Genomic DNA, 21,154 nt, shown 5'->3' on the forward strand with positions numbered 1-21,154 from the left:
CAGCACCGGAGCACGAGGCTCGAACGATGCCGTAGGTAATCGGAGTCGTCATCACGCCATGGCTCGACTATAAGTCACCAACCACCGGTCGCCGCCGCACGAATGTCCTGATCGGCTCACCGCCGACCCGCACACATGTCAGGCGCGGTCGTACGCGAGGTAGCTGCGCTGGGTGGCGATATGCCCGGCGACGTATCGGGCGTCGTGCCACACCCCCCAGATGAAGGAGGATCCGCGACGGGACAGCCAGGGCAAGCCGACGAAGTAGAGGCCGGGCTCGGCGGAGACTCCGCGGCGGTGCTCGGGCCGTCCGTTCTCGTCGAACGCGTCGACCTTCAGCCAGCTGTAGTCGGTGGCGAAGCCGGTGGCCCACACGATCGATGTGATGCCGGCGGCGGCGAGGTCGAGCTCCATGATCGGGTCGGTGACCGAGGCCGGGTCGGGGCCGAGGACGCGTGCCTCGGGCTCCTCGGGGAGGTCGGCGTTGTTGCGTTCGGCCCAGGCATCGGCCTGGTCGAGGAGCTCGAGGTAGTTGGCATCGCCTGCGGCGATGTTCTCGGCGAGGTCCGGCGCGAAGCGCAACACGCCGTCGTCGTACGACTCGGCCCTGCCGACGAGATGGATTCCCTGCGCGGCGAGTTCGCGGAAGTCGACCGTGTGCCCGCCGCGAGCGCCGCTGACCGCGATGGTCACGTGCTCGGCGCCGGCGGCGGGGGTCTCCATGTCCCAGAGGCCGAGGACCCCGAGCCACCAGCAGAAGTCGCGGCCCCGGTAGCTGCGTGGAGGCCGGTCGTGTGGGCCGACCGAGAGGTACACCTCGCGCCCGGAGCGCTGGAGCTCGTCGGCGATCTGCACGCCGGACGACCCGGCGCCGACGACCAGCACGGCGCCCTCGGAGAACTGGTCGGGGTTGCGGTAGCCGCTGGAGTGGATCTGCACCGGTACGGCTCCCTCGGGCACGATGGGCGGGATGATCGGGCGCTGGAACGGTCCGGTCGCGGCGACAACGAACTGTGCGTCGATGACGCCCTCGGAGGTCTCGACCCGGAATCCGCGCTTTCCGACGTGCCGCCGCACCGAGGTCACTTCCACGCCGCATCTGATCGGCGCGGCGATCTTCTCGGCGTAGGCCTCGAAGTACTTCGCCACCTGGTCTTTGGACGCGAACGCCGAGGGGCTGACGTCGTCGAACTCGAGGCCGGGGAAGCGGTCGTGCCAGGCCGGTCCGTTCGCGACGAGTGAGTCCCACCGCTCGGTGCGCCACCTCTCCGCGATCCGGTGTCGCTCCAGCACCAGGTGCGGAACGCCACTGTCGCTGAGGTGCTCACTCATCGCGACGCCGGCCTGCCCGGCGCCGACGACGAGGACCTCGATCTGCTCGCTCGCCACTCCAAACCTCCACACTCTCGACGGCTACCAGTTCGGGTGTGCCGTGCTTGTCCGCAATCCTCAGCCCTGGACTTACCGGTGTCCAACAGATGTTGTTGTCGCTCTAGTTCTGTTTTGTAGATGCAAGCGATGGCGCTGTCTATCGGATCAGCTGATGCAGATGCTCATAAACATCTGTTGGACATATCGCTTTAGGTGCAGTGGACTGGGGCAGTCACCTGTCCAGGAGTGAGGAATCACGTGAGCATCGTCGCCGGGGGCCACACCCGCATCCGTCCGTTCAACACCCGGGAGACCTATCCCGAGCAGAACCTCGACAACGACCTGTGCCAGGCGGTGGTCGCGGGCAATACCGTCTACGTCCGCGGCCAGATCGGCCAGGACCTCGACACCAGCGCCTCGGTCGGCATCGGGGACGTCGAGGCCCAGACCGAGCGGGCGATGGCCAATATCGACATGCTGCTCACCGAATCCGGCGCCCGCATGGAGCACCTGGTCAAACTGACGATCTACATCGTCGACCCGCGCTATCGCGAGACCGTCTACCGCACCATCGGACGCTGGACCAAAGGCGTGCACCCGATCTCGACAGGGCTGGTCGTCTCGGCCCTCGCCCGGCCGGAGTGGCTGGTCGAGGTCGACGCGATCGCCGTGATCCCGGGAGCCGAACAGTGACCTTCTCCCTGCTCGCCATCGACGGCCACGGCGCCATCGGCATGGCGGTCACCTCGTCCAGCCCGGCGGTGGCCGCGCGCTGCATCCACCTGCGGGCTGGTGTCGGTGGCGCCGCCTCCCAGAATGTCACTGACCCCCGTTTGGGCACGGCCCTGTTGGATGCGCTCGATACGGGCCTGGATGCGCCCGGCGCGATGGCCCGTGTCGTGGCGGATCGCGACCACATCGACTTCCGCCAGCTCACCGTTCTCGGTCTCGACGGCGCGGGCGCCGCCTTCTCCGGAGCCGGTGCGCTGGGCATCCACGCCGATCGAGTCGGCCCGGGTGTGGTCGCGGCGGGTAACCTGCTCGCCCGATCGGAGGTCGTCGACGCGGTCGTCGACGGTTTCGCCGCCGCGACCGGTGAGCTCGAGCAGCGTCTGGTCGCCGCGCTGGTCGCCGGTCAGGCGGCGGGCGGCGAGGTGGACCCGGTCCGCTCGGCCGGATTGGCCGTCGTCCGCGAAGTGCCGTGGCGGGTCACCGACCTCCGGGTGGACTGGAGCGAGCAGCCGATCGAGGACCTGGGTCGCCTGCTCGACGTGTGGCTTCCCCAGCGCGACGACTACGTGACGCGCGGGCTGAACCCGACGGCGGCGCCGTCCTTCGGCGTCGGCGGAGACGAGTAGACCGATGATCCGAGACTTCAGCACGACGTCCAGGTCCGACGGTGCGGCACGTCGCAGCGCCGCGGGCACCGTGGCGGCGGACGCCGACCGTCTGATCGCGCTCTCCGAACTGCTGCACGCGAACCCCGAAACCGCCTGGGAGGAACACCGCTCCTCGCGCTGGGTGGCCGAGGCGCTCGCCGAGGCGGGTTTCACGGTGACCACGAACTATCTGGGACTGGAGACCGCCTTCCTCGCCGGCTACGGCAGCGGCCCGTTCCGGCTCGGCCTGTGCGCGGAGTACGACGCGCTGCCAGGACTCGGACACGCGTGCGGGCACAATCTGATCGCGGCGATCACTGTCGGCGCGGCACGCGCGCTGGCGCCGCTCGCCGATGCGGCGGGCCTCACCATCGAGGTCTACGGGACCCCGGCAGAGGAGGGCGGCGGCGGCAAGATCGAATTGCTGGAGCGCGGCGCCTTCGCGGGGCTGGACCTGGCCATGATGGCCCACCCGGCGCCCGTCGACGTCGCCGAGGCGCAACCGTTCGCGGTCTCGCACTCCCACGTCTCCTACCGGGGCAAGGCGGCGCACGCCGCGGCCTACCCCGAGCAGGGTGTCAACGCGGCGGACGCGTTCACGATCGCCCAGGTCGCGGTCGGACTGCTCCGTCAGCAGTTGCCGCCGACAGTCCGCGTGCACGGCGTGATGACCAATGGCGGCGAAGCACCCAACGCCATCCCCGCGCACACCGAAGGGCGCTGGTACGTCCGTGCGGAGAGCCTGGCCCAGCTCGCCGAGACCGAGGAACGGGTGTGGCGCTGCTTCGAGGCGGGGGCCATCGCGACCGGCGCCACTCTCGACATCGCCGCCGAGAGCAAGCCGTACGCCGAGTTCCGCACCTACCAGGCGGGGCTCGACGCCTACGTCCGCAACGCGCAGCGGCTCGGACGCGTCTTCGACACGGACTCGCCTGCCCGCCGAATGAACAGGGCCTCCACCGACATGGGCAACGTTTCCCAGGTGGTGCCCGCGATCCATCCCTACATCGGCATCAATTCCCTTCCCGCCCTGAACCATCAACCCGAGTTCGCTGCCGCCTGCGTCGGCGGTGACGCCGAGAAGGCAATTCTCGATGCCGCGACCGCTCTGGCCTGGACGGCGCTCGACATCGCCGAGGACACCGTCACGCCATGAGCACCGCGCCCTTCCGTACCGAGCACGATTCGCTCGGCCCGCACGACGTGCCCGCCACCGCCTATTGGGGTGTCCACACCGCCCGCGCACTGACGAACTTCGCGATCAGCGGCACGCCGGTCGGTGCGCACCGTGAGCTCGTCGCCGCTCTCGGGGCGGTCAAACTCGCTGCCGCCCGCGCCAACCACGATCTCGGCCTGCTCGACGATCGGCGATTCGAGGCCATCGCGGCCGCCGCGGACGAGGTACGCATCGGCGCCCTGGACGGACAGTTCGTCGTCGATGTGATCCAGGGCGGGGCCGGTACTTCGACCAATATGAACGCCAACGAGGTCATCGCCAACCGCGCGCTGGAGATCCTCGGACTCGCACGCGGTAGCTATCACGAGATCCATCCACTCGACCACGTCAATCGCTGCCAGTCGACCAACGACGTCTACCCGACCGCGGTGCGACTCGCGCTGCTGACGATGATCGAGCGGCTGAGCGAGGCCGTCACCGCCCTAGCCGATGCGTTCGCGGCCAAGGCGACAGAATTCCGCACGGTGTCGAAGATCGGACGCACCCAGCTGCAGGATGCCGTCCCCATGACGGTGGGCCAGGAACTCGGGGCCTACGCCGTGACTCTTCGCGAGGAACTGGCCCGGCTGGCCGACTCGCGCACACTGCTGTGCGAGATCAATCTCGGAGCCACCGCGATCGGCACCGGCATCACCGCCCACCCGGACTACGCCCGCCGAGCCGTCGCGCATCTGGCCGAGATCGTCGGCCGGCCGGTCACCGGGGCCGGTGACCTGGTCGAGGCCACCAGTGACACCGGCGCGTTCGTCCAGGTCTCCGGCGTCCTCAAACGGATCGTGGTCAAGGCCTCGAAGATCTGCAACGACCTGCGTCTGCTCGCGTCGGGACCACAGGCCGGTCTTGGCGAACTCCAACTGCCCGCGCGCCAGGCCGGATCGAGCATCATGCCCGGCAAGGTCAACCCGGTGATTCCGGAGATGGTCAATCAGGTCGCCTTCTGGGTGATCGGGAACGACCTGACGGTGACGATGGCCGCGGAGGGCGGTCAGTTGCAGCTCAATGCCTTCGAGCCCGTCATCTGCCACGGGCTGCTCCAGGGGTTCGCGTGGACGGCCGCGGCCTTCGACTCATTGCGTGAGCACTGCGTCGACGGCATCCGCGTCGACGCTGTCAAGCTCGCCGCGGCCGCGGCAGGCAATGCCGGTCTGGCCACGGCGCTGACGCCGTTGCTGGGTTACGCGCGCTCCGCCGAGATCGCCAAGGACGCGCTGCGCGGGGTCGCGGATGTCCGCACGCTCGCGCTCGCCATCCATGGCGTCGAGGCCGAGGCCCTCGACGCACTGCTGCGCCCGGAGCACCTGGCCAATCTCCTTCCCGAGTCGGCCGACGACAACGCCCGGATCGCCTCGCAGAGCAGTCCGCCGCACTGACCGGACCGTGGATCGAGCTCGCCTACCATCACTACTGATCGGGCCCATCCGGCCCTCGACTCCTGGTAGCGGAATGGACAAGGACGCCCGCGTGACGAACTACGGTTTCACCCTCGTGCAGTTGCGCTATTTCGCCGCCGCCGCCGAGCTGGGCAGTATGACGGCAGCCTCCCGGAAGCTGATGGTCTCCCAGTCCGCTGTCTCGACCGCCGTCGCCCAGCTCGAGAAGGAGCTCGGCGTGCAACTGCTGCTGCGCCAACACGCGCGAGGGCTCACGCTCACCGCCGCCGGCGAGGAGTTCTACCGGGAGCTACGCAATTATCTTGTGCACACCGCGGAGCTGGCCGAGGTCGCACGTACCGCGGGCCGGGCGCTGATCGGAGATCTCACCATCGGTTGCTTCTCGACGCTCGCCCCTTTCGCGTTGCCGCAAATGCTGGCGGCCTGCGAGCAGGAGCATCCCGGTATTCGCGTGTCGGTGGTGGAGGACGAGCACGCCGTACTGAAGCAGGCCCTGCGCAGTGGCCGGTGTGAGTTGGCGTTGATGTACGGCTACGACCTCGAGGAGGACATCGACCATGTCCGCGTCGGCGTCGCGTCGCCGTATGCCCTGGTCGCGAAGGGGCATCCGCTCGGGCGTCGCAAGCGGATCACGTTGCGCGATCTCGCCGATGAGCCGATGGTGCTGCTGGACCTGCCGCACAGCGGCCGGTACTTCGAACGCCTCGTGGAATCGGCTGGCTTCCAGCCGGTGATCCGACATCGCACGTCGGGGTTCGAGACCGTCCGGGCGCTGGTCGCCAACGGCCAGGGGTGGTCGGTGCTCAACCAGCGCCCGGCGAGCAATACGACCTACGACGGATCCGAGGTGGTCGCGCTCGAGATCACCGATCACGTGGAGCCCCTCGACGTTGTCCTCGCATCGATGGCGGGCACGCGCCGTACGGCGCGTGCCCAAGCCTTCATCCGATCCTCGATCCGCGCAGCAAGGAGCCGAGCGGAACACTGAACCTCAGTGTGTACCGGCCGGTGGGGTGAGGGGCGCCTGCGACTTCTCCGGGGCACCCGCCGCTTCGGAGCTCGAGAAGCGAACCAGGAGCAGGTACACCACAGCGGTCACCGCGAACCCGACGAGCCACGCGAGATCGAGGTTGTGCAGCGGTGCCGCGAGCGGGCCGGTGAACAGCGGTGTCACCATGAAGGGCAGCTGCGCCGCCAGGCCCACCGCGTAGCTGATCAGCCCGACTCGATTCCATCGGCCGTACTGCCCGCCGTCGCGCATGTAGAGGTCCGCGACGACGTAGTGCCCCTTGCGGACGATGAAGTAGTCCGCGAGGTTGATGGCCGACCACGGGATCAGGACGTAGAGCAGCAGCGACAGGAAGCTCTCGAACGTGGTCATGAAGTCGCCCTGCCCCAGGAGTGCGACCAGGGTGGCGATCGCACCGCACACCAGGGTTGTCAGCACGCGGGTACCGGCCGTCACGGTGATCTTGAACATCGACTGCAGCACGGTCAGCGCGTTCATGACCGCGGAGTACAGCTCGACGCTGTTGATGAGAGCCGAGGTGACCGCGAAAACGATGAGCGCGATGACCCCGATCCAGCCGAGGTGGTCGGAGAGCGCGGCGAGGGGGCTGGCGACATTCGCCGCACCGAGCAAGACACCCAGGGTCATGACGAATACGGAGCTCCCGACGAGTCCGAGATAGGTGCTCCAGAACGCCGATTTGGGTCCGGTCTGCTTCGGCAGGTAGCGCGTGTAGTCCGAGACGTACGGCGCGTAGGCGAGCTGCCAGACGATACCGATGGCGAGCATTCCGAACAGGCCCTCGAAGCTGAAGGCAGCCTCCGCGCGCTCCGCGGTGACTTCGGGCTTCATCCAGAGCAACGCCATCGTCACCGCGACCGTCACGCCGATCAGGACGGACATGTACACCATCGTTTTGCTCAGCAGGTCATAACCGAACACGCACAGCACGACGCCGATGACAGCGAAGACGACGATGACCAAAGAGCCGTTCAGCTCCGGAAAGACCACGGCGAGAGCATCTTTGGCGACTATCAGGATGCTGGCGAAGAAGCCGAGGAACATGACGAGCGCGATGACCGCGAAGAGGCTGCCGCCCTGGAACCCGAACTGGGCGCGGGCTTGCAGCATCTGGGGAATGCCGAGGTGCGGTCCCTGCGACGCGTGGAGCGCGGCGCCGATGGCCCCGATCACATTGCCCACCAGGATGGCGAGGATGCTCCAGCCGATGGTGAGGCCGTAACCGCTGCTCGCGACCGCGCCGGTGACGACGGCCAACGGCATCATGTTCAGCCCGACCCAGATCGCGAACAGTGACCACGGGGTCCCGGTGCGTTTGTTCTCCGGGATGGGCAGGATGTGCTCCTGCTCGAACTTCGCGAATGTCGTGGTGGCGACCTGTGGTTCGTGGGTCATGATCACTCTCTCTCGGCGCATCACCGCGCGGCTCCGAAGTGGTGCGGATCACGCCATCTTCCCGACGAATCAGCCATCTGTACACTTCACAAAACTGAACTTCGGCATCTGGAAAACAGATGAAGGGCCCGCCTCGAGCCATTCGTTTCGTAAGAACGTCGCGCCGTGGGCGGGTAGCAAAGCACCGCACGAAACCTCGGTCGTCGGTGATTCCTTGCCGTTTAGGGCAAAGTTAGGCGCCGACGACGCTTGTCTCTCCGGGAGCCACGGGGGCGATTCGGACGCCCGTCGCCGAGTGTGCGTAGCTGGCCAGCTGCTGCTCCGCGCGAGCCAAGGTCATCGACGAATTGTGCGCCAGCAAGTGCAGTCCGAGGGCATCCTCGAGGGCCACGAAGTTACGCGCGATCACGTCGGACCCGTCGGTCAGGTCGAACTCGCCCAGCGCCCGACCGACCTCGAGGACCGAGGCGTAGAGCGAGACCTCACGGTCGAAGAGCAGCGTCATCAGCGTGGCGTGGATCGGACTGCGGCTCGCGCTCACCGAGATCTCGTCGAGCACCTGGCTGAGCAGCAGGTCCTTCCCGCGTGGAAGACCCGAGTACATCAGGCGTGCGAGCTTGACGGTCGGGCTGTGATCGCCCTCGATGTCGCGTTGCCGCGACCAGTAGTAGCGGTCGGTGGCCGCCCGGTGAGCGGCCTCGATCAACTCGTCGAGCTCCGGGTAGTAGTACGCGATGAGACGGGACGAGACGCCGGCCTCCTCGGCGATGTTCTTCATCGTCGCGCCGGCCAGTCCATGGCTGGCGATGGTCGTGAGAGTCGCCGCGATCAGATGCTCGCGGCGACCGGCCTGGTCCTTGAGTCGCGCCATGGAGTCACCGTAGCGCTCCCGCCGCAGGGGCGGACACCGAGATTGACAGCGGGTGTGTTCCACGGCATATTTGCGGTCCAGCGCAAAGAAAGGTTCGCTCGTGAGAACTCACCAGGACTGGATCGAGCTGGCCGCCGAGGCCACGCTCCACACCCGATCGTTCATCGGCGGCCGCTTCGTGGAGACCGGCGAGGCAGCATTCGAAAACCGCAACCCCGCGACGGGCGCGCTCCTCAGCGAGGTGGCCGACGCCGGACAGGAGGGGATCGACGCCGCTGTTCGCGCCGCCCGCTCCACCTACGAGTCGGGGGTGTGGAGCCGCGCCGGTGTGGCCTTCCGCCGTGAGCGGCTGCTGCGCTTCGCCGATCTGCTGGCCGAGCACTCGGCCGAACTCGCGGTCCTCGATTCGCTCGACATGGGCAAGCGGGTCGTCGATGCCCACGATCTCGATCTGCCGTTCTCGGTGAACCTGTTCCGCTACTACGCGGAGGCCATCGACAAGATCAACGACGAGGTCGCGCCGACGCCGCCGGGCACCCTCGGCCTCGTTCGGCGGGTGCCGCTGGGCGTGGTCGGCGCGGTCATCCCCTGGAACTACCCGGTCGACATGCTGGCGTGGAAGGCCGCGCCCGCGATGGCGGCGGGCAACTGTGTGGTCCTCAAACCGGCCGAGCAGTCGCCGTCCTCGGCGCTGCGGATAGCCGAACTGGCGGTCGAGGCCGGAATCCCCGAAGGCGTCCTCAATGTGGTCCCCGGCCTCGGCGAGACCACCGGGCGGGCATTGGGTCTACACCCGGACGTCGACGTGCTCGCGTTCACCGGCTCCACCCAGGTGGGACGCTTGTTCCTGCAGTACGCGGGCCAGTCGAACCTCAAGCAGGTGTGGCTGGAGTGCGGGGGCAAGAGCCCGCACCTGGTTTTCGCCGATGCCGAGGACCTCGCCACCACCGCCAAGCAGACCGCACTCGGCATCTGGTTCAACCAGGGCGCGGTGTGCTCGGCCCACTCACGCGTGCTCGTCGAACGCTCCGTGCACGAGGAGTTCGTCTCCTTGGTCGCGGCCGAGGCGGCGGCGTATACGCCGGGGGATCCGCTCGACCCGGCGGCCGGTATGGGCGCGATCGTCTCCACAGAACAGACCGATCAGGTGATGGCGTTCGTCGACGGGGCCCGCGCCTCGGGCGCGCGCCTGGTGACCGGAGGCGAGCGTCTCACCAGAGGCGACAGCGACTGCTACGTGCAGCCCACGGTGTTCGACGACGTCGACCCGACTTCCGCGCTGGCTCGCGAGGAGGTGTTCGGCCCGGTGCTCGCCGTGACGCCCTTCGACAGCGAGGAGCAAGCCGTCGCGCTGGCCAACGACTCGGCCTACGGGCTGGCGGCCTCGGTCGCCACAAGCAACCTCTCCCGCGCGCATCGCCTGACCGACCAGATCCACGCAGGCACGGTCACTGTCAACGGTGTGGACGCCTTCAGCGCGTGGACCCCGTTCGGTGGGTTCAAGGGATCCGGCTTCGGCCGCGACCTGTCACTGCACGCACTCGACAAATACGTCGGTCTGAAGACCGTGTGGATCAACCACTGAGCCGCGCCGGCACCACTCACCCAGCCTGACCTAGGAGAATCTCCCATGACCGAGCAGCCGCCCGCCGTGGCCGCCCCGTACGACATCCTGTTCGAGCCCGTCAAGATCGGGCCGTTCACCACCAAGAACCGCTTCTACCAGGTGCCCCACTGCAACGGCATGGGCTATCGCGACCCCAGTGCGCAGGCCGCGATGCGCAAGATCAAGGCCGAGGGCGGCTGGTCGGTGGTGTGTACCGAGCAGGTGGAGATCCACGCGACCTCCGACATCGCCCCTTTCATCGAGCTGCGGATCTGGGACGATCAGGATCTCCCCGCGCTGAAGCGGATCGCCGACGCGATTCACGAGGGCGGCGGCCTGGCGGGTATCGAGCTGGCGCACAACGGTATGAACGCACCCAACCAGCTCAGCCGCGAAACCCCGCTCGGCCCCGGACATCTGCCGGTGGCCCCCGACACGATCGCGCCGGTCCAGGCGCGGGCGATGACCAAGCAGGACATCGCCGACCTGCGACGCTGGCACCGCAACGCGGTCCGCCGTTCGATCGAGGCCGGCTACGACATCGTGTACGTGTACGGCGCTCACGGCTACAGCGGCGTCCACCACTTCCTGTCCCGGCGCTACAACCAGCGCACCGACGAGTACGGCGGCTCGCTGCTCAATCGGATGCGGCTGCTGCGCGAGCTGCTCGAGGACACCCTCGAGGAGTGCGCGGGCCGGGCAGCCGTCGCGTGCCGGATCACCGTGGAGGAGGAGATCGCCGGCGGCATCACGCGCGAGGACATCGAGGGCGTACTGCGGGAGCTCGGGGAACTTCCCGACCTGTGGGACTTCGCGATGGGCAGCTGGGAGGGCGACTCGGTCACGTCCCGGTTCGGTCCGGAGGGCAGGCAGGAGGAGTTCGTCGCCGGTCTCAAGAAGCTGACCACCAAGCCGGTTGTCGGCGTCGGGCGCTTCACGTCACCGGACGCGATGGTCCGCCAGATCAAGGCAGGCATCCTCGACTTGATCGGCGCGGCCCGACCGTCGATCGCCGATCCCTTCCTGCCCAACAAGATCCGTGACGGCCGGTTGAACTTGATCCGCGAGTGCATCGGCTGCAATATCTGCGTCTCCGGAGACCTCACCATGTCGCCGATTCGTTGCACCCAGAACCCGAGCATGGGCGAGGAGTGGCGGCGTGGCTGGCACCCGGAGCGGATCCGGGCGAAGGGCAGCGACTCCCAGGTCCTGGTGGTCGGTGCCGGGCCTGCCGGCCTGGAAGCGGCCCGTGCGCTCGGGGTGCGCGGGTACGACGTCGCGCTCATCGAGGCGCGTCGAGAGCTCGGCGGCCGGGTGCGCCAGGAGTCGCGACTGCCTGGCCTGTCGGCGTGGGGGCGCGTCCAGGAGTACCGCGAGGCCGCGATCGCCGAACTCCCGAACGTCGAGGTCTTCCGCGAAAGCCCGATGACGGCCGCCGACATCATCGAGTTCGGCTTCCAGCACGTGCTGGTGGCCACCGGTGCGACGTGGCGCACGGACGGTGTCGCCCGCTTCCACACCACACCGCTGCCGATCGCCGAGGGTGCGCAAGTGCTCGGGCCGGACGACCTGTTCGCGGGTCGACTCCCGGAAGGCAAGACGGTCCTCGTGTACGACGACGACCACTACTACCTCGGTGGAGTCGTCGCGGAACTGCTCGCCCAGCAGGGTTACGAAGTCTCGATCGTCACCAGCCAATCGCAGGTTTCCGCCTGGACGAACAACACCTTCGAGGTCAACCGCATCCAGCGCCGTCTCATCGAGAACGGCGTCACCCGGATCACCGACCACGCCGTGACCCGGGTCGGTGTCGGAGGGGTCGAGGTGACAGACGTGTATGCCGGCGCCGTCCGCGAAATCGATTGCGACGCCGTGGTCATGGTGACCGCCCGCCTGCCACGCGAGGAGCTCTACCTCGAACTCGAGGGGCTCCGCGCGCAGGGCGAGCTGCGGTCGGTGCGCGGCATCGGCGACGCCTGGGCCCCCGCTACGATCGCCGCGGCCGTCTGGTCGGGCCGCCGCGCCGCCGAGGAGTTCGACGCCGAGCTACCGTCCAACGACGAGGTGCCCTTCCGCCGTGAGGTGACCCAACTGGCCTGAGGTGTCGGTCGACCGGCGCTGTCCACAGGGCGGTCGACCCCACCCCGCGTGTTCGAGCGGAACCGGATCCACCGTCGTCGATCGACACTGCGCCGCCGAGTCGGCCGGTGGATTCAGCTCTCGATCGTCAGCCATTCGCGGACATCAGGTTTGGCTTCATGGTCACGCTCCAGACGCCGTGGACGAGGGGGATCGATGGTTGACGTCGACGCGGCTCAGACACCTGCACCGCCCACGGCGAGTATGAACGCTCGCTCGACTACATTGCGGCCCTTGCACGCATTCGAATCAAACCCCGGCGGGCGTCCACCGCAAACCCCACGGCGTTTCCGGTAGGCGACTTGGTCGGATGTTGCGGAATCACCATCTTGATCCTCTTGCCTCGCAACAACTCCCGATTCGCCGCCGAGGAATACGCCTTGTCGGCCGAGACGCGGTCCGGGTTGCGGCGCGGTGAGCCACCGGCCAACCGCGGGACCGCGATCGCATCGAGCACTTTCGGCAACATCGGGCAGTCACGGGCCTGGCGCGCGGTGATCAACACCGTCAGACCACGACCGTGATGCCCGACCCGACGGCCTACCGGCCGTGAGCTGGAAATTCGATTGGGAGGCATGACCTAGCCGAATCGTCATCGGCCCGGTCGCCGCAAATAGCCCCGAGACGAACTCGTCGGGAAAGCAGCAGGGTTTCAGCATTAGACGGCCTCCAGAACGAAGAACAGGAAGCTCAGGAACGCCCCAGAGGAGGACTTCGCCAGCGCGTCCGGAAAGAGTTCGCGGGCGCCTGGCGCCGGAGGCGGTTCGCTGATGACAGTTGTGCGGAAGCCAGCCATGGCGAAAGCGTCGGTCATCGCATGCAGCGGCCGATGCCAGTAGGTGAGCACGGCCTTCTGACCGTTGAAGGTGTATTCATCGGAGTGCTTGACGGTCGCGAAGTAGTCGGCGTCGCGATGGAGCAACTTGAAGACGAGTGGGTGATTGACGGACATGATCAGCCGGCCGCCGGGCTTCAGGACGCGCCGCAACTCGGCCAACGGCGCAGTCCAGTCCTCCAAGTAGTGCAGCACCAGGGACGCGATGACATCGTCGAACGCACCGTCGGAAAACGGCAGCGGGCTGCCGATATCGGCGACCAGCAGGGCCGCGTCGGCGCCGAGTCGGTGACGAGCCAGCTCAACCATCTTGGCGCTGGCGTCGAAGCCGGTCACAATGGCACCCCGGTCACGCAGCGCCTCGAAAATGGGGCCGGAGCCGCAGCCGGCGTCGAGCATCTTCCTGCCGGTCACGTCTCCGGCAAGGTCCACGACCGCGGGCCGCGCGTAATAGCCGTTGATGAGGTTGGTTTCGGTTTCGGCCGCATACCCCTCAGCGAAGCTGTCGTAGTCGTTTTCCACAGCCACATCGGCTGCCCCGGCGGAACTCTCGGAAATGGCAGGCATGTTGACCATCCTGCCGACCAACCGAGCAGGACGCCAGGAGATCATCCCGCCCGCCAGTCGCTCACTCGGGCAATAGGATCCGTCAGGGCAGGTCAAATGCTCGGCAAGGCACCCTTGCTGCAACAGGTCCGCCACCGATTGCAGATCAACAACTCAGTTCAGAGAAGCAGGCATGTTCGTGGATGCACGACGTGGCGGTCAGGCAGCCACACGATCCGAGTTCGACTTTGCGTTTTGTCGAAATGCTCCTGGAAATCAGCCCATTCCTGATCGGTGACCGAGCGGTACTCCTCATCTAGGCGGAGATCGCGGCGGCGCTGCGAGTGCGCCTGGTAGTCGCGGGTGACGTCTTCTCCGAAGACCGCGACGTAGCCCGGGTGATGTCGAGGGCGAGATGGCCGTGCAGGGCTGCGCCGATGTGGATGGGCAGTCCGTTGTTGACCAGATCGGTTGCGGACAGCCGCCGGAAATCGTGTGGGCGGAAATGGTGTCCGGCAAACCGCGGATCGGTCTCGGCCAGGTCCTTGCAGACTGATCACAGGATCGCCCCGATCGAGCCTGTGGTCATTACCTCGCGGCGCCGACGGATACGGCGCTGGAACATCCCCGCCTACGCGCTACGTCCGCGCCGCGACTGAGCGTAGCCCTGTACACGGTCGTGCGCGGCGAGATGGTTGGCTGCGGTAAACAGCATCGTCAGCGGCTCGGTGGGTTATGCGGCGATGTCGAACAGGGTGAGTGCGGTCGGCTGGAGTTCGGCGGCGGCACGCTGGTCGGCGGCCTCGCGGGCCGCGCATTGCGGGCCGATGCCGGCGCGCACCGACTCCGCTGAGACGAGCCACCCATTGCAGCGGCGGCAGTGCGCCACGAGTCGAACTTCGGGACGGTCACCGGTTGTGGCCATGCTTATCACCCCTCCAAGCACAATGCCGTAAGCCTGACATGGGGCACCGACAGATTCGCCTTTTACAGCAGCCACAACATGGCCGCCTCGAGCAGGAACCTGAGGAGTTCCTCGGACACCATGCCCGCGAGGGTGGTGGCAACGAAAAATCTGGCGTTGCAGCGCCATGAGGCGGCGCGGGAGCGCCGCTGGCCCTCGGGTGTGGGGGAGTGGCCGGATACGTGGGGCGGGTAGTTGCCCGCAGGGATGTCGGTCATGGCGCGAGACCGTGCAACGGCCTGGCTCGTCGGAATCGGTCGCTGTGCCAGACGAGCGAGGCCTAGGTGGGACGGGTTGTGCGGTAGCGGTTTCGTTCATGACCAACACCTCTCGGCACCAATTTTCGACTGTTGCAGTTCTATTGGTCCACGGTCGTGGGCGCCTCGGTATCAGACGATTCCGCGCTACTTCAGTGCGTTGTGCGGTCATTTTCGGGCCGGGCCGAGGGCGGCAAACGACCGCCCAGATCCAACAGTTCGCGGAGCAGGCTGTCTGGATCGACCGTGCGGGCCATGAGAATTAGTGGTTCTCATGGCTGCGGAAACCGCTCCTGATCGCTGGGTGCCACGGACCGGCAGATACCGCGCGTGCGTGGGCGGTTCGCTTAGTCTCGCGTCATGACAGCATGGATTGAGGTCCTGACAGCGCTGACGTCCGGTCCTGACGTACCTCTTCGAGGCACCGTTCGGGAGATCGGTGCTGCAGCTCGGGCGGATGGGTTTGTCGCGATCGGGTCGAGTCCCATGCTGGTCGTCGCCGATGACGGATGCCGGGTGTGGCGTCACGGAGACCGGCTTCGTGTCGAGCACGAAGATGGGCGCCCGATTTTCGTCACCGATGGCATCCACGCCTGGGACTTCACCGCAAATCTGCAACGCCCTCGCGTTGGCACACCCGACCGCGTGCATTATCTGGGCCCGACTCAGCTCCTACTGCGGCGAAAGGCCGCAGAGTGGGCCGGTGATGATTTCACCCGGCCAGCCGGTCCGGTGGAAGAGGTTGAGTTCGTCGGCCGGGCGTGTTGGACGGTCGAGTTGGCTCCGCCGCCCCGAAAGCCTGAGCCGCTGCGGATTTGGGTCGATAAGGAGTCTGGCCAGATGCTCGGATACCGGTCGGAGGCGGCGGGCGTCGGTGCGCAGTTCGTCGACCTCGTGGTTGGCGAGTCCATTGCCGACGCACAGTTCGTATGGGGCGGACCTGTGGTCACACCGGAGCAACACCAGCAGATCCTTCAGGATCGATTCGCGGCGGTCAAGCGTGTGCAGACTGACTGGTTTGCCGAAACCGTCACCGCAGCACCGATCCTCGCACGCGTGCCTATCGACTTCACCCCGGAAGCCGTTCCGTTCCGTGATCCGGATTCCGGGGCATTCGATGCGATGAACGAGCACACGATGCTCTCTCGGCGCCCGCGTAGCCAGGAAGGATGGACTCCTCGCTGGGGCGTAGCGCACTTCATCTGGTCCACGCCGCGCTGGGACTGGGCGGCCGCCGCCCTTGATGCGGACCTCGACGACGAGGCGATCCGGCAGCTCCAGCACGCTCTGCATCCCGATGAGCCAATCGCCAGGCAAAGACGAATCGTTCCCCCTGGACGAGGCCGGGTCGGGTAGGCCCGCCTCGATGCAGTGAGTTCAGGCCAGCGCCTGCCCTCTCCTGTGGCGACTGATTGGCGACCCTGATACGACCATCCGGCCCAGGTCGACACGTAGGCGAAATCGGCGACCCCCACCAGATTCGTTGCGGCGGTGGTGAAGTCGCGATCGAACCGATAGACCTCGACGGCAATCCGCACGGAAGCCGGCTCAGGAATCGGTGCGCTTGATCAACCGTCGGGGATCGAAATCCATCACGCTCCATACCCGCTCGACGACGGGATGGGCGTTGACCAGCCGTATCGACCGGTGTGCACGCTGGGACGGATCCATGCCAGCCAGTACCGCCGAGGCGCGCACACTCAGGAACGCCAGACCGCTGACGTCGAGGTCGGCGCCCTCGCTCGGCAAGACCTCGAGCGCGCCGATCAGGGCGGGAATGCTGAATTGATCGATCTCTCCCTCCAGGAAACGGTGGCCGTCTCGCCAGTACATCCCGAACGTCGTGGGGACCCGGGAGGGGCCGTGGCGCAACGGGTGTACGGCCATGACCGCGCCCAGATCCTGGCCGGTCGCGGTGAGGTCGTAGGCACACATCGCGGCTACCGGGTTACCGCCGGCCATGAACGCGTCGGCGACGTGTTCCCACCGGACGTGACCGGGACGGCGTGCGGGATCGAGGTTCAGGGCGGTGATGTCGGTGAAGACGCGAATGCCCGCGAAACCCGCGTCGAGCGCCGATGCGACTTCGCCGCGGAAATGAGCAAGCTGGGCTTCGGCGTCGATCGGCGCGGACAAGTCGTAGACCTCCCCGAGGGAGGTATGGGTCAGCTCGTAGCCGGCATCGGCCGCGGCGAAAGCGGCTCGTAAGCGGTCACCGGCATCGTCGTCGTCGGTGACCGCGAGCAGCCGCTGCCCGAGCGCGGCACCCTCGAGCAGCCATTCCACGGCGATGCGGTCGCGTTCAGCGCGGGTGGTATACGCCACGCAGGCATGATCGTGGCAGCCGCCGCTTCGCTTATCGATCAGCGCACCAGCCGCCCTGGCCACCGAGGAACCGCGCGCGGGTGCGGAGAGATCGATCGACATATCTCAGATTCCTTCCCTCAGGTCAGGGGAGGGGATTTCGCACCACACGTTCTTGGCGTGCCCTGCCGGGTCCGGTTCGATGCCCCATCGGCTGCCCAGTGCCGCGATCAGGATCAAACCACGTCCACCGACCGCGCTTCCGCGGTCGGTGCCCATGACCGGTCGGCGCGGGCTGAGGTCCTCGGCCTCGATCTTCACCGTCCCCTCGGTCTGGGACAGACGGATCCGGAACGCGGTGTGCGCGTGGGCAACCGCGTTGGCGGCGAGTTCGGAAACGACCAGGGCGGCATCGTCGATGACCGCGGGGCCGTGCTGCCATTCCCCCAGCCTGCCGGTGACGAATCGGCGCGCGGCGCTGACTGCGCTGGGTACCGGCAGATAGGTTCGAAAATCGCTGTCCGGGTCGGCGCTCGGCCCGAGCTCGGGCTGGGCGGCGGTGTAACTCTCGGGAGCGAGGATCTCGGAATGATGGGCGCACACTTGCTGCAGGCGCATCAGATCGTCGGCGCCGGCGAGTATGTCACGCGGATATGCACAGTAGAGCAGGAACCGATGGCTCTGAGCCAACTCGTTCCACATCGCTTCGAGCTCGATCGCCGCGGCCGGATCGCCGTCGGCCCACAGCAGCGCCACCATCTCACCGAACGCGCGCACGGAACGCCCACCCGCACTCGCAACGGCGATGACCTCCCCGATCACTTCGGCGAAACGAGCCCGGTCGAGCGCGCCGTCGATGGTGAAGCTCGCCAAGGTCTGCGCGGCATCCAGGGCTCGATAGCGGCCGGCCGCGGTCAGGGCGGCCAAGTCCAAGCCGTGCTCGTTCAACCGCGTCGCGATGGCTTCCCGATGGGCGGGTGTGGCGATCACCACGGCCGCACCGTCGGTGTCCAACCCCTGTCCGAGGAAGTCGCTGACGTTGCGGGCCAGCTCATCCAGTCCGTCATAAATGCTCACGACGTGGTCGTGCGGTGGAACCACCCCAGCCTGGACACTCATAAGGACGAGGCTACGGTATCCGGCCGGTCACCGGGACCGCGATTCCGGGCGGATAGAGCTGCGTGGGCCCGGCTAGGCTGCCGACGCCTCGGGCCTGGGTGGTTGAACGTTGTGTCCGGAGGGCGATCGGTGACGTCTCCCCTGACCCGGCGGACCTTGCGGTGGGCGATGATCGGGTGATCGAGTCGAGGATCCGGCACTGAAACCCTCGATGCTACTCATCGCCACATATGGTCGGTGTATCGAAATTCTCATATGCTCCGGCAACACGGTGCGCCTTTGACTCGACGTACGGAACGATCCGGCCCGCGCACATCAGCGGAGGTGGCCTCGAAAGTTGCTGTGGGCTAAGGAGAGCGAGGGTATGACGATGATGACGCCGGTGGAAAACTTGGATGCGGGTGTGCGGTGAGGCAGTCACCGACGCCACGCCCGATGGAATCGGTTCAGAACCACAGTGTGGGGTTCGCTCTGCTGCGCTATGCCGCGATAGGGCTGGTCCTGGGCGGATGCCTTGCCGCCGTCCTCGGGGTGATCTTGACGATGCTCGTTCTGGGAGGCCCTTCCTGCGAGTCGTTTTGCGAGGTCCGTCAGTCAGGTAGCCATGCCGGGGTCGTCACTCGTGAGGAGTCGTTGCGGGCAGTCGAGCGTGACAAGCGCGTCGCGATGGGTAGTTTCGTCGCGGCGGGGGTCATGATCGGCACAGGGCTCGCCATGGTTGCTGGTGTTCGGCGCGCCGGCCGGTCCTGAGCAGTCCGACCGTACTGCGATCTTCCGAACAAGGCCAAGATCGGACTCGCGGCTACGACACCACCGACCGTGGCAGGCAGCCAGAATGATGGCCTGCTGGCCAGAAAATCACGAACGCGAGCGAGCGATGTGCGCGGCACGCCATCGGCTTTCATCGGTTGGGCGATCGGCGGCTGATTCTGTCCGGCGTATACGGGTTCGCGCCGGTAGGTGGATCTCGGGCTGATAGCAGTAGAATTTATCCGGGCAGGTGGTTGGGCCGACGACGCAGTTACATGTCTGGCGACAGAGCTCGGCGTGCCGAGAGGGGCGCCTAGGAACTGAGGGGCGCTGGTCTCGTTTCAGCTCCTAGGCATCACTGGCGCCTTCCAACTCGATGATCACGCGATCCTCGGTGATATCGACGACGGTCACCGAGGTGTAGGTGTCGGTAATTCCACCGTGCACGGTGGTTGCCTCGGCGGCGCGCACAGTACTGGTCACCCACCCGAACAGCGCCTTGATCTCCACTACCGCGGTATCGCCCTCGACCGCGACCAGGCGCACCGGCTTGCCGTACGCCGTCGCCGACGAATCTTCCACGCGCCGGTCGAAGACCACCGTGCAGACCATCGGAACGCCGTTGTCACACGAGGCTTGTCCACCTGGACCGTTCTCCGTCGGGGTGGTGTACCACGCGCCGAAGATCACGCCGCACGGGCAACAACACAACATCACCACGATCAGCACATGTGGACCGAATTCGCGGAAGAAATCGCGCACCCACCCCATGTATCCGATCGTCGCACAGATTCGTTTCTCGGAAGCTCGATCCTGCTGCCGCTCTGTGTATCCCGCGTGCGGCCTGGGTCGTGGAGGAAATTGTGCGGCCAAGGCTCCATCGATGGCTCTGTGGTCGGCCGACATGGTCAGGTCGAGGGTTTGCGGGCCACGACTTCGTCGCCGGACAAACGGAGTTCATCTCGTGCCGCGCCGACTGCGAAGATCGCGACTTCCGGGGAGTGATGACGGCGGTGAAGTGTCGGATGCCGTACATGCCGAGGTTGGAGAAGGCGAATGTGTTTGCGTTCATTTCGTCGGTGCGGAATTTGCGGTTTCGGGCGCCTCGGGCCGGTGCTGCCGTTGGCTCAGTACGAGCGCGCCTGCTGCCAGCAGGTAGAACGGCGACGGCAGCAGCAAATCCCATCCCGCCGTGTCGTTGTGCTCGAGCGCCTTCATCCCGAGATATCCGTCTACCGTGCCGAGAACGGCCAGAATCACTGCGGCCCAGCGTGTTCCGCGCCGGACATGCCTGCGCGGCAGTGCAAAGACGACCGCGGGTATCAGCATCACGAGGCCGGACTCTGCGACGAATACGAGCAATTGCTCGAGCAACGGCCTCGCCTGCGGGTAGTCCGCTCCGGCGACGGTCTCTGAGACGACCACCGTGGCCTCGCTGTGGTCCGTCCCGGCGTCACTGTGGGGCAGCTCCGGGAAGTCCGCATATAACACCTGTGGTAATGCGACCAAGACCAAGGTCACCACGCGCCAGCAGGTGACACAGCGCCACCACCGCCCCAGTGACACCACCATGCTTGCATCCCCTCCGACCGAGCTCTGCGCGGGCGACGCTACTCGCGCAGACCATCCGCAGCGAAATCAGGCCGCGCCTTCGGTTGGAAACCTGAAGGTCGACAACGGATCCCGTCTGAAGGCATGCCGGGATGACGAAGATGCGTGCTGCAGACCGCGAACGCCCGGGACGCCAGAGCTACGTCATTTGCCGGATTTCGGCGTGCGGTGCGGGTTCGCTGTCACAGCGTCGCTTTGGTGACCGGATCGGGGAAGGGTAGGACATGCTGTGGATCAGCTGCATACGCTCCCATTCATGACCGAGCAAGAGCCGAAACAGGTACCTCGATGATTCGAAGTGCTTGTCGCTATTGGTGAATGGATCGCCCCTCGGGTTCAGCCGGTCTCG

General features: G+C 66.6%; 20 protein-coding genes. 9 read left to right on the forward strand and 11 right to left on the reverse strand.

The annotated features are described in order from the left end of the window. Window positions 1–138: 138 nt before the first annotated feature. Window positions 139–1,389: a flavin-containing monooxygenase gene (locus NCO8_RS09350; RefSeq protein ID WP_067638162.1), complete on the reverse strand. Its 1,251-nt coding sequence runs from the start codon at window positions 1,387–1,389 to the stop codon at window positions 139–141. A gap of 240 nt (window positions 1,390–1,629) precedes the next feature. On the opposite strand from NCO8_RS09350, the gene NCO8_RS09355 reads away from it, so the two are divergent. From NCO8_RS09355 to NCO8_RS09375, 5 genes are all read left to right on the forward strand, one after another. After that, window positions 1,630–2,064 (forward strand): RidA family protein, encoded by a 435-nt coding sequence (locus tag NCO8_RS09355; RefSeq protein ID WP_245655293.1) that lies wholly within the window; start codon window positions 1,630–1,632, stop codon window positions 2,062–2,064. After that, window positions 2,061–2,729: a DUF1028 domain-containing protein gene (locus tag NCO8_RS09360; RefSeq protein ID WP_067638164.1), complete on the forward strand. Its 669-nt coding sequence runs from the start codon at window positions 2,061–2,063 to the stop codon at window positions 2,727–2,729. Before NCO8_RS09355 ends, NCO8_RS09360 begins: the two co-directional genes overlap by 4 nt. 4 nt (window positions 2,730–2,733) lie before the next feature. Then, window positions 2,734–3,906, forward strand: coding sequence for a M20 family metallopeptidase (locus tag NCO8_RS09365; protein WP_067638166.1), 1,173 nt, complete (start codon window positions 2,734–2,736; stop codon window positions 3,904–3,906). Next, a complete protein-coding gene (locus NCO8_RS09370; RefSeq protein ID WP_067638168.1) occupies window positions 3,903–5,357 on the forward strand; it encodes an aspartate ammonia-lyase in 1,455 nt (484 codons plus the stop codon). The genes NCO8_RS09365 and NCO8_RS09370 overlap by 4 nt, the downstream gene beginning before the upstream one ends. 91 nt (window positions 5,358–5,448) lie before the next feature. Continuing rightward, the gene (locus NCO8_RS09375) at window positions 5,449–6,366 is read left to right on the forward strand and encodes a LysR family transcriptional regulator (protein ID WP_067639905.1); all 918 of its coding nucleotides are present in this window, start codon (window positions 5,449–5,451) and stop codon (window positions 6,364–6,366) included. A gap of 3 nt (window positions 6,367–6,369) precedes the next feature. On the opposite strand, the gene NCO8_RS09380 is transcribed toward NCO8_RS09375, so the two are convergent. Together NCO8_RS09380 and NCO8_RS09385 are read right to left on the reverse strand one after the other, a co-directional pair. Next, a complete protein-coding gene (locus NCO8_RS09380) occupies window positions 6,370–7,803 on the reverse strand; it encodes a purine-cytosine permease family protein (RefSeq protein WP_067639907.1) in 1,434 nt (477 codons plus the stop codon). Window positions 7,804–8,035: 232 nt separating this feature from the next. Further along, entirely contained in the window at window positions 8,036–8,674 is a 639-nt protein-coding gene (locus NCO8_RS09385) for a TetR/AcrR family transcriptional regulator (protein WP_067638170.1), read from the reverse strand. 100 nt (window positions 8,675–8,774) lie between these two features. Between NCO8_RS09385 and NCO8_RS09390 the strand changes: the two genes are divergently transcribed. After that, the gene (locus NCO8_RS09390; protein ID WP_067638172.1) at window positions 8,775–10,259 is read left to right on the forward strand and encodes an aldehyde dehydrogenase family protein; all 1,485 of its coding nucleotides are present in this window, start codon (window positions 8,775–8,777) and stop codon (window positions 10,257–10,259) included. Between the two features lie 45 nt (window positions 10,260–10,304). Further along, the gene (locus NCO8_RS09395; protein ID WP_067638174.1) at window positions 10,305–12,380 is read left to right on the forward strand and encodes an oxidoreductase; all 2,076 of its coding nucleotides are present in this window, start codon (window positions 10,305–10,307) and stop codon (window positions 12,378–12,380) included. A gap of 259 nt (window positions 12,381–12,639) precedes the next feature. On the opposite strand, the gene NCO8_RS31195 is transcribed toward NCO8_RS09395, so the two are convergent. Both NCO8_RS31195 and NCO8_RS09405 read right to left on the reverse strand, forming a co-directional pair. Then, on the reverse strand, window positions 12,640–12,924 hold the full coding sequence (locus NCO8_RS31195) for a transposase (protein WP_167353263.1): 285 nt from the start codon (window positions 12,922–12,924) through the stop codon (window positions 12,640–12,642). Between the two features lie 153 nt (window positions 12,925–13,077). Next, window positions 13,078–13,956 carry a class I SAM-dependent methyltransferase gene (locus tag NCO8_RS09405; protein WP_245655294.1) on the reverse strand — a complete coding sequence of 293 codons (879 nt, stop codon included), beginning with the start codon at window positions 13,954–13,956 and terminating at the stop codon, window positions 13,078–13,080. A 259-nt stretch (window positions 13,957–14,215) separates the two neighbouring features. Between NCO8_RS09405 and NCO8_RS31805 the strand changes: the two genes are divergently transcribed. Next, the gene (locus NCO8_RS31805) at window positions 14,216–14,356 is read left to right on the forward strand and encodes a hypothetical protein (RefSeq protein ID WP_167353264.1); all 141 of its coding nucleotides are present in this window, start codon (window positions 14,216–14,218) and stop codon (window positions 14,354–14,356) included. Between the two features lie 177 nt (window positions 14,357–14,533). Here the strand turns inward: NCO8_RS31805 and NCO8_RS09410 are convergent, their stop codons facing one another. Further along, entirely contained in the window at window positions 14,534–14,725 is a 192-nt protein-coding gene (locus NCO8_RS09410) for a DUF6011 domain-containing protein (protein WP_067638178.1), read from the reverse strand. Window positions 14,726–14,787: 62 nt separating this feature from the next. Continuing rightward, entirely contained in the window at window positions 14,788–14,982 is a 195-nt protein-coding gene (locus NCO8_RS09415) for a hypothetical protein (RefSeq protein WP_067638180.1), read from the reverse strand. A gap of 399 nt (window positions 14,983–15,381) precedes the next feature. Here NCO8_RS09415 and NCO8_RS32025 point away from each other — a divergent pair, with 399 nt between their 5' ends. Then, entirely contained in the window at window positions 15,382–16,377 is a 996-nt protein-coding gene (locus tag NCO8_RS32025; RefSeq protein WP_174550312.1) for a hypothetical protein, read from the forward strand. A 192-nt stretch (window positions 16,378–16,569) separates the two neighbouring features. On the opposite strand, the gene NCO8_RS09425 is transcribed toward NCO8_RS32025, so the two are convergent. The 4 genes from NCO8_RS09425 to NCO8_RS31810 form a co-directional block, all read right to left on the reverse strand. Then, window positions 16,570–17,448: an MEDS domain-containing protein gene (locus NCO8_RS09425; protein WP_084456823.1), complete on the reverse strand. Its 879-nt coding sequence runs from the start codon at window positions 17,446–17,448 to the stop codon at window positions 16,570–16,572. A gap of 3 nt (window positions 17,449–17,451) precedes the next feature. After that, the gene (locus NCO8_RS09430) at window positions 17,452–18,444 is read right to left on the reverse strand and encodes an MEDS domain-containing protein (RefSeq protein WP_084456825.1); all 993 of its coding nucleotides are present in this window, start codon (window positions 18,442–18,444) and stop codon (window positions 17,452–17,454) included. A 1,098-nt stretch (window positions 18,445–19,542) separates the two neighbouring features. Beyond that, window positions 19,543–19,965 (reverse strand): hypothetical protein, encoded by a 423-nt coding sequence (locus NCO8_RS32405; RefSeq protein ID WP_067638190.1) that lies wholly within the window; start codon window positions 19,963–19,965, stop codon window positions 19,543–19,545. Between the two features lie 297 nt (window positions 19,966–20,262). Next, window positions 20,263–20,766 (reverse strand): hypothetical protein, encoded by a 504-nt coding sequence (locus NCO8_RS31810; RefSeq protein ID WP_067638191.1) that lies wholly within the window; start codon window positions 20,764–20,766, stop codon window positions 20,263–20,265. Window positions 20,767–21,154: the final 388 nt, after the last annotated feature.

The organism is Nocardia coubleae NBRC 108252 (assembly GCF_001612805.1).
GTDB lineage: Bacteria > Actinomycetota > Actinomycetes > Mycobacteriales > Mycobacteriaceae > Nocardia > Nocardia coubleae.